Genomic DNA, 12,012 nt, shown 5'->3' on the forward strand with positions numbered 1-12,012 from the left:
CGTCCGGTCGCGGAGAGGCGTCGGGCGCTTTTGGGTGTGTGGGTGATCACTTAGTCTGTTGCAGCGCATCATCCAAGCGCCCCAAGCTTTCCTCGCGGCCCAAGGCCGACAAAATTCGTGCGATATCGGGCGAAGTTGACCCTGCGGTAAGGGCGGCGCGGGCGGTGGGACCGATCTTTCCGAAGCCGACGCCTTCGTCTTCGGCGAAGGTTTTCAACTCCGCTTCCAGGGCGAAGACGTCCCAGGATTGGAACAGGGCCAGACGATCGCGCAGACGGCCCAGTCGTTCCAGGGTTTCACCGGACAGCAGGGCGCGCGCCTTGTCGTCCAGCGTCAGCGGACGCGCCTTCAGCACAAACTGCGTCTGATCCGCCAGTTCCAGGATGGTCTTGGCGCGATCCTTCACAAAGGGCATGGCGCGACGCAGCCGATCTTCATCGTCCGGCTGGAGCAGGCGGCCGCGCTGAAGGTGTGCGTCCAGCGCCATCTTGGCCAGGCGATCGTCGTCGGCCAGGCGCAGCCAGTGGGCGTTGACGTGGGCCAGCTTGTCGAAGTCCAGCCGCGCCGGCGCCTTGCCGATACCGGCCAGATCGAACCATTCGATGGCCTGGGCGTCGCTGAACAGTTCGTCGTCGCCGTGCGCCCAGCCCAGGCGGGTCAGATAGTTGCGCATGGCTTCGGGCAGATAGCCCATCTCGGCGTATTCGTGCACCGCCTGGGCGCCGTGACGCTTGGACAGCTTGGCGCCGTCGGGGCCGTGGATCAGCGGGATATGGGCGAAGATCGGCCGCGTCCAACCCAGGGCGTCGTAGATCAAACTCTGGCGCGCGGCGTTGTTCAGGTGGTCGTCGCCGCGAATGACATGGGTGACGCCCATGTCGTGATCGTCCACGACGACCGCCAGATTGTAGGTCGGCGCGCCGTCCGAGCGCAGCAGGACCAGATCGTCCAGATCGTCGGTTGACCAGCTGACGGCGCCCTGCACTTCGTCAGGCACGGTGACGGTCGTTCCTTGCGGCCGCCGGAAGCGAACGACGTGCGGCAGAGCCAGATCGTCCACCGTCGGTTCCCGGTCACGCCAAGGCGATTCGAACGGACGCCTCTCGGCCTTGGCCGCGTCCCTCAGGCGGCCGGTTTCCTCGGCCGTGGTGAAGTCGCGGTAGGCGTGACCGCTCTCCAGCAGTTGGTCGACCACCTCGCGGTGCCGGTCGGCGCGGCTGAACTGGAAGACTGGTTCCTCGTCGGCGAACAGCTCCAGCCAGCTCAGACCGTCGAAGATCGCCTTCACGGCTTCGTCCGTGGATCGCTCGCGATCGGTGTCCTCGATGCGGATCAGAAAACGTCCAGCGTGTCTCTTTGCGTACAGCCAGTTGAACAAGGCGGTTCTCGCGCCGCCGATATGCAGATAGCCTGTGGGCGAGGGAGCGAAGCGGGTGACGACGGTCGAGGAAGGCAAGGTCATGGGGGAAGGGTCCGTGAGGGAGGCCCTTATACCTCCCGGGACGGCAAAACCTACCCCCGCCGCGCGTTTGCACGCCTGGTGGACGGGCGAGATCGCGGCCCAATCGTCGCGCTGGCGGTTATGGGCGCCGGTGGCCTTTGGCGGCGGTGCGGCGATCTATTTTGGACTGCGGCTCGAGCCGCCGTTGTGGCCCCTGCTGATCCTGGCCCTTGCGACAGTCGTTGCGTGGTTATGGGCGCGGCATCGGGGCGTGGCGCGGGTTTGGACCTGGTCGTTGCTGATCGCCGCCTGTCTGACGGGCGGTTTGGCGGCGGCCAAGATGCGGACCGAGATGGTCGCCGCTCCGATCGCCCCGGCGCTGAACCGTCCCACTGTCATCGAGGCCTGGGTCGTTGACGTGGATAGTCCAGGCCAACGCGGGGCGCGGGTCGTGATCGCGCCGGTGCGGATTCGCGGACTGGCGCCGGATCAGACGCCGGTCAGGCTGAGAGCCACGGTGCGCGGCCAGCCGCCGCGTCCCGGCGATGCGATCAGACTATTCGCCATTCTGAACCCGCCGCCCGCGCCCGCCAGCCCTGGCGCCTACGACTTCGGCCGCAACGCCTTCTTCCAGAGCATGGGCGGAGTGGCCTTCGCCCTGGGCGAAACACGGCGCACCGAACTGTCGCCGCCGCCCTGGCGACTACGGCTGACCATGGCTGTGAACGGCGCGCGCTATGCCCTGGCCCAGCGGATCGTGGCTCGGTTGGGGCCGCGCAACGGCGGGGTCGCCGCCGCCATGACCACCAGTCACGAAACCTGGATCAGCCAGAGGGATCTGGACCTGATGCGCGATTCCGGACTGGCGCATATCCTGTCGGTATCGGGCCTGCACATGGCGATTGTCGGCGGCTTCGTCTTCTTCGTCGTGCGGTTGGGCGTTGCCGCCTGGCCTTGGCTGGCCCTGAGGGTGTCGGGCAAGAAGATCGCCGCGACGGCGGGACTGGCGGCGCTGGCGGTCTATCTGGTCGTATCGGGCGCGCCGCCGCCGGCGGAACGGGCGGCCATCACCGCCGCCATCGCCTTCCTGGCCATCCTTCTGGATCGGCAGGCGGTGACGATGCACGGTCTGGCGGTCGCGGCCTTTGTGGTCCTGGCCTTGCAGCCGGAGGCCGTTGTGACGCCAGGGTTTCAGATGTCGTTCGCGGCGACCGCTGCTCTCGTGGCGCTGGTCGAGGCCTGGCCGAAACGGACGCGAGAGATTTCCGTGCCCTGGCCGGTCGCGGCCGTTCAGCGTTTCGGCGGCTGGTTGACCGCGGCGGTGACGGCCAGTCTGGTCGCCGGACTGGCGACAGGTCCTTTCGCCATGCAGCATTTCAATCGCACCGCCATGTACGGCCTGCTGGCAAATCTGGGCACGGCGCCGGTGGCGGACTTCATCCTGATGCCGGCCCTGGCCCTGGGCGCGGCGCTGGAGCCCTTGGGCCTGGGCGCGCCTTTTCTGACCGTCGCGGGATGGGGCGTGGAGGTGATGCTGAGGATCGGCGGTTGGGCGGCCGGTCTGCCCGGCGCGGTCCGCACCATCGCCAGTGCGCCAGACTATGTTCTGCCCATCGCCTTTCTGGGCGTGCTGTTCATCTGTCTGTGGCGCGGTCGACTCCGATGGCTGGGAGCGCCGTTCGCGGCGGCGGTTCTGCTGTGGCCCCGGCCCGCCCCGCCGGATCTATGGATCGGAGACGGCGGGACCAATGCGGCCTTCCGTCGGGCGGATCAGGCCGTCGTGGTCCGGCCCGGCGTACGCGAATTCGCGGTCGATCTCTGGTCCCGCCGAAGGGGTCTGGAGATGACGGGTCGGCCGCAAGACGGCTGGACCTGCAAGCGCTTCTCCTGTCTGCCGGACACGCCTGTGTCAGGGCCTGTGGCGTTGTGGTGGGGCAAACGCAGCCCGGACGCCGATCAGATGGAAACCCTGTGCCGTTCGGCGCCGATCGTCAGCGTGCGGGCGGCGGTTCCAGTTCTACCGCCGGCCTGCGAGGGACGGCTGGTGCTGGACGGCGTCGATTATGCACGGGGCGGGGCGGTTGAACTGTGGCAGGAGGGGCAGGGCTGGCGCGCCGTCTGGACGATCCAGGTCCGGGGTCGGCGCCCCTGGACCCGCCAGCCCGATCCCGACGTCAGTGATAGCGCCGCATGAGGCCGACCAGACGGCCCTGAACCTGGACCTGATCCGGTCCGAAAATGCGCGTTTCATACAGCCGATTGGCGGGCTCCAGCGCGATGGAGGCGCCCTTGCGGCGCAGACGCTTCAGCGTGGCTTCCTCGCCCTCGACCAGGGCCACGACGATCTCGCCGTTGTTGGCCGTGTCGCCGCGTCGGATGACCACCAGGTCGCCGTTCAGAATGCCCGCTTCGATCATGGAGTCGCCTTCGATCTCCAGCAGATAGTGATCGCCCTTGCCCAGCAGGGATTCCGGCACGGGGAGACGGTCCTGCTCGTGCTGGATGGCGGCGATGGGGGTGCCGGCGGCGATCTTGCCCAGAAGCGGCAGTTCGCGGGTGTCGTTGGCGGGGGCGGAAACGGACGCCGACAGGCCGCCGCCGCCTTCGATCACGTCGGGTTTGAAGCCCGCCCGGCCCCGCGGGGCGCCGGCGGTGGCCTGTTCAGGCAGTTTGGTGACTTCCAGCGCGCGGGCGCGGTGGGCCAGGCGACGGATGAAGCCGCGCTCCTCCAGCGCCGTGATCAGCCGGTGAATGCCCGACTTGGACGCCAGGTCCAGCGCCTCCTTCATCTCGTCGAACGACGGGGAAACACCCGTTTCCTGAATTCGTTCGTGGATGAACATCAGCAGTTCGTGCTGCTTGCGCGTGAGCATCGCCGGCCCCTCATGCGCCCGACCGACGAATCGGAACGAGCCGTGAACATTGACGATGTTCTGTAAGTGTTCCTTCCTAATGTCAACTTAACGGCGGCCCTGATCTCCGCCGAGGCGGATGTCAGGCGGCCAGCAGTCGGCGGGTCGCCGCCTCCACGTCGTCCTGGCGCATCAGGCTTTCGCCGACCAGGATGGCCTGGGCATGGGCGGCCGAGACGCGTTCCACGTCCTCAGACGTGAAGATGCCGCTTTCGGCCACCAGCAGGGCGCGCACGGGGCTAAGCATCGACAGGCGTTCGGTGACTTCCAGATCCACTTCGAAGGTGCGCAGCGAACGGTTGTTCACCCCGACCAGATCCCCCCCCAAGACGCAGGCGCGAGCCATTTCGCCTTCGTCGTGCGTCTCGATCAGGGCGTCCATACCGAACCTTTCGGCCTCGGACAGCAGTTCAGCCGCCAGGGCGTCATCGACCATGGCCAGGATGATCAGGATGCAGTCGGCGCCCAGGGCCCGGCTCTCGGCGACCTGCCAGGGATCGACCAGAAAGTCCTTGCGCAGGCAGGGCAGGGCGACGGCGGAGCGCGCCTGGCCCAGATAGGCGTCGTCGCCCTGGAAGCTGGGGCCGTCGGTCAGAACCGACAGGCAGGCCGCGCCGCCGGCTTCATACGAAAGCGCCAGGGCGGTCGGGTCGAAATCGGCTCGGATCAGGCCCTTGGACGGACTGGCCTTCTTGATCTCGGCGATCAGGGCGGGGCGGCCGGTTTCCTCGACGGTCCGATCCAGGGCGTCGCGAAAGCCGCGAGGGGCGGAGGCGGCGCGCGCCAGGGCTTCGATCGCATCCTGAGAGGCGGCGGCCTTGCGGGCGGCGACGTCCTCGCGCTTGTAGGCGGCGATCCGTTCCAACACGTCGGTCATGCGTCCCCTTCCGTTTCCAAGGGCGTGGAGGTGATCCGCGCCAGGCGTTCCAGGGCCTGGGCGGCGCGGCCGTCGTCGATGGCGGCGGCGGCCAGGGCGGCCCCTTCGGCCAGGTCGGCCGCGCGATCGGATACCACGAAGGCCGCGGCGGCGTTCAGCAACACAATGTCGCGGTAGGGGCCGGCCTGACCCTGCAACAGCGCGCGCAGGGCGGCGGCGTTCTCCTCGGCGTCGCCGCCGCGAATGGCCTCGACCGGCGCGCGGGGCAGGCCGGCGTCCTCGGCCGTCACAGCGAACCGCCGCACCGCGCCGTCCTTCCACTCGGCCACCTCGGTCGGGCCCGAAATCGCCAATTCGTCCAGCCCCTGGCCATGGACGGTCCAGGCGCGCACGGCGCCCAGGCGGCCCAGAACCTCGGCCAGGGGCTCCAGCAGCCGGGGATCATAGACGCCCATCACCTGACGCCGTGCAGACGCGGGGTTCGAAAGCGGCCCCAATAGATTGAAAACCGTCCGAAAACCGATTTCGGCGCGCACCGGGCCGACGTGTCGCATGGCGCCGTGATAGGCCGGGGCGAACAGGAAACAGATGCCCGCCTCGTCCAGCGCCAACCGCTGCTGGGCCGGTGACGCCATCAGATTGACGCCCAGAATCGACAGCACATCCGACGATCCCGACTTGGACGACATGGCGCGGTTGCCGTGTTTGGCGACCTTCAGTCCGGCGCCCGCCAGGACCAGGGCCGCAGCGGTGGAGATGTTGTAGGTGTGTTGGCCGTCGCCGCCCGTGCCGCAGGTGTCGATCACCTCATAGGGATGATCCAGCGTCAGGGCGGCCTCGCGCATGGCGCCGGCGAAGGCGGTGATCTCGTCCACCGTTTCGCCGCGCAGGCGCAGGGCGGTCACGGCGGCGGCGACCTGGGCCGGGGTCGGTTCGCCACGCAGGCAGGCAGCGAAGAAGTCGTGCGCCTGCTGCGAGGTCAGGGGTTGGCCCTCGACCAGACGGGCGAGGATCGGCTTGAACCCGTCCGCCACGATCAGGCGGCCGCGAGGCGCTTCACGCCGGCCAGGGTCAGGAAGTTGGCTAGCATGTCATGACCGTGTTCCGTGGCGATGGACTCGGGGTGGAACTGAACGCCATGAATGGGCCGCGTGCGGTGCTGCAGGCCCATGATCTCGTCGTCGGCGGTCCAGGCGGTGACTTCCAGACAATCCGGCAGGGTCTCTCGCTTGACCGCCAGCGAGTGATAGCGCGTCGCCGTGAAGGGCGAAGGCAGGCCGGCGAAGACGCTTCTGCCCTCATGTAGGATGGGCGAGGTCTTGCCGTGCATCAGGGTCTTGGCGCGAATGACGTCCCCGCCGAAGGCCTGACCGATGGCCTGGTGCCCCAGGCAGACGCCCAGGATCGGCATGGACGCGGGCGCACTGGCGATCAGGGGCAGGCAGATGCCGGCCTGATCCGGCGCGCAGGGGCCGGGCGACAGCAGCACGGCGGCGGGGTTCAGCGCCCAGGCCTGGTCCGTCGTCAGGTCGTCGTTGCGCACCACATGGGTCGGCGCGCCCAACTCCGCGAGGTAGTGGACGAGGTTGTAGGTGAAGCTGTCGTAGTTATCGACGACGAGGATCATGGCGCGGTTCTAGGCGCGAGCGTCGCCGACGCCAAGCATCGGGACGCGCTAAAGCGCATCTTAACCGTTGCCGGCGTCAAATGAGCGCGTGAAACTGACCGCCGAACAAGACATCGCCGACAAGATCGCCGCCGCCAAGGCGCGGCTGGTCGTGGTCGAACCCCAGGCCAGCAGCCTGTCGGCCCTTGGCGCGGCCGCCTTGGCGGCGACGGCGGCGGTTCTGATGGCGTGCGTCATGGTGATCGGGCCGGGCGTCCACTTCGAAGACGCCACGTCGACCTATCAGCCCTGAAACCCAGGGGGCTGAGCCCTAGCGGTTGCCCGAGCGAAAGCGCCAGGCGTCTTCGGCCGCCCGCATCGGGGCGCGCGCCTTGTGTTGGGTCTCGGCGTACTCCGCGACAGGATCGCTGTCGGCCACGACGCCGGCTCCGGCCTGGACGAAGATGCGGCCATTCGCGAACAGGGCCGTGCGCAGGGTGATGCAGATATCCGCCTCGCCCCCCGCAGAGATGTAGCCGACCCCGCCGCCATAGCCGACGCCGCGTTTTTCGGATTCCAGCTCGTCGATGATCTCCATCGCCCGCACCTTGGGCGCGCCCGACAGGGTGCCGGCGGGCAGGGCGGCCAGCAGGGTGTCCACCGCGTCCAACTTCGGATCGGCCTTGCCGCGCACATTGGAGACGATGTGCATGACCTGGCTGTAGCGTTCGACGACGAAGCTTTCCGTCACCTCGACCGTGCCGGGCGCGGCGACGCGGCCCACATCGTTGCGCCCCAGGTCCAGCAGCATCAGGTGTTCGGCCAGTTCCTTGGGGTCGGCCAGGAGTTCGGCTTCCAGGGCCTTGTCGGCCTCGGGCGTGGCGCCCCGTGCGCGGGTGCCGGCCAGGGGCCGGATCGTGACCGTGCCGTCCTTCAGCCGGACCAGGATTTCGGGGCTGGATCCCGCCAGCTGGAAACCGTCGAAGTTCAGATAGAACAGATAAGGCGACGGATTCTGGCGGCGCAGGGACCGATAGAAGGCGAAGGGGTCGTCTGACCACGGGGCCGAGAAGCGGTGGCTGAGCACGACCTGGAAGATGTCGCCCGCGATGATGTAGTCCTTGGCGTGGGCCACCATCCGACCGAAACCGGCCTGATCGACCGGCGAGGTGAAGACCGGCGCCGGCGTTTCCTGCGGGGCGGCCCGAAGGGGCAGGGGCTGACGTAGGGCGGCTTCGAAAGCGTTCAACCGCTCCACGGCGGCGTCGAAGGCCGCCTGGGGGGCGATCTCCGCGTCGGGATAGGCGGCGGCGACCAGGACGATCTCATGCCGGACCGAATCGAAGATGGCGACCAGGGATGGTCGGGTCAGGACGGCGTCGGGCAGGTTCAGCGGATCGGGATTGGGCGCACCCAAGGGTTCCAGCAATCGCACCATGTCGTAGCCGAAAACCCCAAACAGGCCCGCCGCCATCGGCGGCAGGTCGTCGGGCAGATCGAAGCGGGAGGCCGCGATCAGGGCGCGCAGCGACTGAAGGGTCGGCAGGGGCTCGGCGATGAACTGGCCGTCAGCGATCTGCGCGCCGCGCGCGATTTCGGCCTTGTCGGATCGACAGCGCCAGACGACGTCGGGGTCCAGCGTCAGGATGGAGTAGCGCCCCTTTACCGCCCCGCCTTCCACCGATTCCAGCAGACAGGCGTAGGGGCGATCGCGACCCAGTTTCAGGAAGGCCGAAACCGGCGTTTCCAGATCGTCGATCACGCGTCGAACGACGACCTGGGGGCGACCGGCGGAAAGGCCGGAGGCGAAGGCGTCGAAATCGCCTTCGCCGAACGCAGCCTGGCTCATTGCGGCGGGGCGGCCGGGGCGTCGCCCGACAGACCCAGCGCCTGACGCGCCATCGCCGGGTCGTTCTTGGCCTTGGACGTCTTCGCGCCGGCGGTCATCTCGGCCTGAACCAGGGCCTGCACCAGTTCCTGCGTCAGGCGCGGACGGACCTGTTCGGCCAGGGGGCCCGCGACGGCCGGATTGGCGGCGTGGACATTGTCCACGCGCCCGATAACGAAGCCCTGTTCGCCCGGTTGCGAGAAGACTTGGCCCTTGCCCTGGCCGAACAGGCCCTGGAGCACGGCCTGGCCCAGCGCCTGCTGGGTGGCCTGGTCGCGCATCACGCCGGTGCGGACCGTCAGGGGCGCGTTGACCGAGCGGGCCACGGCGGCGATGTCCTCGCCGTTACGGACGCGGCCGGCCAGTTCCTCGGCCTTGGCCGACACCTTGCGCAGGGTCTCGCGCTGGACCCACTGCTGCGCGAGGGGTTCGCGCACCTCGGCCAGGGTCGGCAGGGCGGACGGGCGGATGTCGTTCACGCGGACGGCGAAATACTGACCCTGGCCGGCGTCGATGACGTCGCTTTCGCCGCCCTTTGTCAGGCTCCAGGCCGTTTCGAATATCTGGGGCGGGGCGTTCAGGGCCTGGCCGTTCGGCAGTTTGCCGTCCTTGGTGAAGGGCGGCAGTTCGACCAGGCGGGCGCCGACCGACTGAGCGGCGTCGGCGAGATTCTTGCCGGCCTGACGGGCGGCTTCGTACTTCTCGACCTTGGCGTAGGTCTGGGTTTTCACGTCCTCTTCGCGCAGCTCCTGCACGATCTGCTCACGGCTGTTCTCCAGCGTCGCAGGCTGTCCGGGCTGGATCGCCGTGACCTTGGCGACCGCGAAGCCGACGCCGGCCTGAACCGGATCGGACACCTGATTGGGCTGAAGGCCGAAGACGGCTCCGGCCGTGGCGGCGTCGCCGATGGCGGTGCGCGGCGTCGCATCGAAGACGGCCGGGGTGATGTTGTTGGCGCGCCCCGCCTCGGCCGGCGACTGACCGGCGCGCAAGGCGGCGGCGACCTTCTGGGCCGTTTCGCGATTCGGCGCCGTCAGGGTGACGAAGCTGCGGGTCTCGGGCTTGCCCAGGCTGTCCTTCTTGAACTGGAAGCGCTCGCGGATGCGGTCCTCGGAAATCGCAGGCGCGGCGTTGCGTTCAGGGGTGAACAGGACGACCGAGACCATGCGGAACTCCGGCGCGCGCAGGCGCTCGGCGTTTTCCTGAATGAAGGCGTTCAGCTGGGCGTCGGTGGGAGCGGCGACCTGACCGGCCATGGCGCGCGTCACCTCGAACCAGCGACCGTCGCGGGCCTCATAGGCCGAACCCGCCAGAAGGGCGCCGTAGATACGCGGCACACGGGCGCCGGCGAAGACGGCCGAACCGAAATGCTCCATGGCGTATTGGTCGCGCAGATCCTGCTCCAACATGGCCGGGGTCAGGTTCTGCTGGGCCAGGGCGGTCTGATAGGCCTGCTGGTCGAACTGGCCGGTGACGGAGTTGAAGAAGGCCGGGATCTGACGGATCTGCTTGACGATCAGTTCCTGGCCCGGCCGGATGCCGGCCTTCCAGGCCCAGTTCAGGAAGCCTAGCTGTTCCGTCTGGCTGTCCAGGAAGCGGATGTGGATGTTCTCCGCCACCAGGTCCTGATTGGTCAGTGGGCGACCCGCCTGTTCCTGCAGCCGGGTGCGGACCTGATCGAAGGCGGTGCGGAACTCGGCCTCGTTCATCGTGCGCGATCCGGCGTCGATCACATGTTTCGAACCCAGGTTGGCAAACACGTCCATGCGCGCGCCGACGATCACGAAACTGACGGCTATCAGGACCAGCAGGGCGGCGGCCCACTTGGAGCGGGAAAAGGCGCGGAAAGCGGTGATCATTCGAAAGCTCGAGGACGTGCCGAGATTGGCGTCATGGTGGCGTATAGTCGGGCCGGACGCGCCCCTGCAAGGACGGCTTCATGTCCGGAATGCGGCGAAAGGCCTTGGCTTCGCGTTTTACGGCGCCTAGAGAAGCGCCCATGAAACAATCCGTGAAGTTGATCGCCGGCAATTGGAAGATGCACGGCCTGTCCGCCGATCTGGCCCAAGCCGCCGCGCTGCGTGAAGCGCTTGAGGGGCAGGACGCCCGCTGCCGGGTCGCCCTGTGCCCGCCCGCGACCCTGCTGGATCGCATGAACGCCGTCTTGACTGGCGGCGGCGTCGAACTGGGTGGCCAGGATTGCCACGAGAAGCCGGCGGGCGCCTTCACCGGTTCGGTGTCCGCCGAAATGCTGGCGGATGCGGGCGCGACCCTGGTGATCCTGGGGCATTCCGAACGGCGCGCCGCATTCAATGAGAGCGACGCCGACGTGGCGGCCAAGGTCGAGGCGGCCGTCGCCGCGGGGCTGGAGCCGATCGTCTGCGTCGGCGAAACCCTGGTGCAGCGCGAAGCTGGCGAGGCTGTCGCCGTGGTCAGCGCCCAGGTGGAGAAGTCGCTGCCGGACAGCCTGGCCGAACGTCCGTTCGCCGTCGCCTATGAGCCGGTCTGGGCCATCGGCACGGGTCTGACGCCGACGCTGGAGCAAATCGCCGAGGTGCACGCCGCCATCCGCACGGCCCTGGTGCGGCGGCTGGGCCAGGCGGCGACGCGGACCCCGATCCTCTACGGCGGTTCGGTGAAGCCCGAGAACGCCGCCGAGATTCTGGCGACCGCAGAGGTCGGCGGGGCCCTGGTCGGCGGCGCATCCCTGAAGGCCGAGGATTTTCTGAAGATCATCCGCGCCGCGTGACGTTTGCCCCCGGCGGGCTTCGATGATAGAGGCCGCCGCTTGATCGGCGCACCTTCGCGCCCACATGAATGACGCCATGCTCCAGACCATCCTGCTCGTCGCCATCATCATCGTCGCCATTTCCCTGACGGGCGTGGTGCTGCTGCAGCGTTCCGAGGGCGGCGCCTTGGGCATGGGCGGCGGACCTTCGGGATTCATGACGGCGCGGGGCGCCGGCAATCTGCTGACGAAGGTGACGTGGGTCCTGGCGGCCCTGCTGTTCGGCCTGACCATTGTGCTGACCGTCGTCGGCAACATGGACCGCGCCGCCGTGTCCGGGATCGACGCCGACGCCGTCGGATCGCTGGCCACCAAGCCGGCGTCCAGCCAGCCTCAACAACAACCGGCCCAGCCGCAGCCCGCCCAGCCGGCCAAGCCGGCGGCGCCGTCGCTGGACGATCTGGAAGCCAGCGTCTCGGCCCCCGCCCAGGCGCCGACGCAACAGCCCGCCCGGTAACGGACGGACCCTCGACGACCTCTTCGAAAGCGCGCCGCAGGGC

The 12,012-nt window shown here is 68.4% G+C and carries 11 protein-coding genes; 4 read left to right on the forward strand and 7 right to left on the reverse strand.

Translation table 11 applies throughout. The features are described 5' to 3' along the window. Nucleotides 1-46: 46 nt before the first annotated feature. Entirely contained in the window at nt 47-1,462 is a 1,416-nt protein-coding gene (gene gltX, locus ACWPV3_RS10370) for a glutamate--tRNA ligase (protein WP_453977808.1), read from the reverse strand. Between gltX and ACWPV3_RS10375 the strand changes: the two genes are divergently transcribed. Beyond that, complete coding sequence (locus ACWPV3_RS10375; protein WP_453978523.1) at nt 1,461-3,635, forward strand: ComEC/Rec2 family competence protein; 2,175 nt, start codon at nt 1,461-1,463, stop codon at nt 3,633-3,635. The genes gltX and ACWPV3_RS10375 overlap by 2 nt on opposite strands. Here the strand turns inward: ACWPV3_RS10375 and lexA are convergent. From lexA to ACWPV3_RS10395, 4 genes are all read right to left on the reverse strand, one after another. Then, nucleotides 3,616-4,314, reverse strand: coding sequence for a transcriptional repressor LexA (gene lexA / locus ACWPV3_RS10380; protein WP_292176535.1), 699 nt, complete (start codon nt 4,312-4,314; stop codon nt 3,616-3,618). The genes ACWPV3_RS10375 and lexA overlap by 20 nt on opposite strands. 121 nt (nt 4,315-4,435) lie before the next feature. After that, nucleotides 4,436-5,230, reverse strand: a complete 795-nt coding sequence (gene trpC, locus ACWPV3_RS10385) for an indole-3-glycerol phosphate synthase TrpC (RefSeq protein WP_453977809.1) — start codon at nt 5,228-5,230, stop codon at nt 4,436-4,438. Continuing rightward, nucleotides 5,227-6,264: an anthranilate phosphoribosyltransferase gene (gene trpD / locus ACWPV3_RS10390; protein ID WP_453977810.1), complete on the reverse strand. Its 1,038-nt coding sequence runs from the start codon at nt 6,262-6,264 to the stop codon at nt 5,227-5,229. Before trpD ends, trpC begins: the two co-directional genes overlap by 4 nt. Before the next feature lie 2 nt (nt 6,265-6,266). Continuing rightward, a complete protein-coding gene (locus tag ACWPV3_RS10395) occupies nt 6,267-6,857 on the reverse strand; it encodes an anthranilate synthase component II (protein WP_292087808.1) in 591 nt (196 codons plus the stop codon). A gap of 88 nt (nt 6,858-6,945) precedes the next feature. Here ACWPV3_RS10395 and ACWPV3_RS10400 point away from each other — a divergent pair, with 88 nt between their 5' ends. Next, nucleotides 6,946-7,149 (forward strand): peptidoglycan-binding protein, encoded by a 204-nt coding sequence (locus ACWPV3_RS10400; protein ID WP_453977811.1) that lies wholly within the window; start codon nt 6,946-6,948, stop codon nt 7,147-7,149. A gap of 18 nt (nt 7,150-7,167) precedes the next feature. On the opposite strand, the gene trpE is transcribed toward ACWPV3_RS10400, so the two are convergent. Both trpE and ACWPV3_RS10410 read right to left on the reverse strand, forming a co-directional pair. Further along, nucleotides 7,168-8,685, reverse strand: coding sequence for an anthranilate synthase component I (trpE, locus tag ACWPV3_RS10405; RefSeq protein ID WP_453977812.1), 1,518 nt, complete (start codon nt 8,683-8,685; stop codon nt 7,168-7,170). Further along, complete coding sequence (locus tag ACWPV3_RS10410) at nt 8,682-10,583, reverse strand: peptidyl-prolyl cis-trans isomerase (protein ID WP_453977813.1); 1,902 nt, start codon at nt 10,581-10,583, stop codon at nt 8,682-8,684. Before ACWPV3_RS10410 ends, trpE begins: the two co-directional genes overlap by 4 nt. Nucleotides 10,584-10,723: 140 nt before the next feature. Between ACWPV3_RS10410 and tpiA the strand changes: the two genes are divergently transcribed. Together tpiA and secG are read left to right on the forward strand one after the other, a co-directional pair. Then, nucleotides 10,724-11,473 (forward strand): triose-phosphate isomerase, encoded by a 750-nt coding sequence (gene tpiA, locus ACWPV3_RS10415; protein WP_453977814.1) that lies wholly within the window; start codon nt 10,724-10,726, stop codon nt 11,471-11,473. A 64-nt stretch (nt 11,474-11,537) separates the two neighbouring features. Beyond that, nucleotides 11,538-11,969: a preprotein translocase subunit SecG gene (secG, locus tag ACWPV3_RS10420; RefSeq protein ID WP_453977815.1), complete on the forward strand. Its 432-nt coding sequence runs from the start codon at nt 11,538-11,540 to the stop codon at nt 11,967-11,969. The last annotated feature ends 43 nt before the right edge of the window (nt 11,970-12,012 follow it).

This window comes from Brevundimonas sp. Marseille-Q4549, from assembly GCF_976940555.1.

Coding starts and splice junctions, on each gene's coding strand:
- trpE (WP_453977812.1), bottom strand. CDS start 8,685: ATGAGCCAGGCTGCGTTCGGCGAAGGCGATTTCGACGCCTTCGCCTCC.
- gltX (WP_453977808.1), bottom strand. CDS start 1,462: ATGACCTTGCCTTCCTCGACCGTCGTCACCCGCTTCGCTCCCTCGCCC.
- ACWPV3_RS10395 (WP_292087808.1), bottom strand. CDS start 6,857: ATGATCCTCGTCGTCGATAACTACGACAGCTTCACCTACAACCTCGTC.
- ACWPV3_RS10375 (WP_453978523.1), top strand. CDS start 1,461: ATGGGGGAAGGGTCCGTGAGGGAGGCCCTTATACCTCCCGGGACGGCA.
- secG (WP_453977815.1), top strand. CDS start 11,538: ATGAATGACGCCATGCTCCAGACCATCCTGCTCGTCGCCATCATCATC.
- ACWPV3_RS10410 (WP_453977813.1), bottom strand. CDS start 10,583: ATGATCACCGCTTTCCGCGCCTTTTCCCGCTCCAAGTGGGCCGCCGCC.
- trpC (WP_453977809.1), bottom strand. CDS start 5,230: ATGACCGACGTGTTGGAACGGATCGCCGCCTACAAGCGCGAGGACGTC.
- tpiA (WP_453977814.1), top strand. CDS start 10,724: ATGAAACAATCCGTGAAGTTGATCGCCGGCAATTGGAAGATGCACGGC.
- lexA (WP_292176535.1), bottom strand. CDS start 4,314: ATGCTCACGCGCAAGCAGCACGAACTGCTGATGTTCATCCACGAACGA.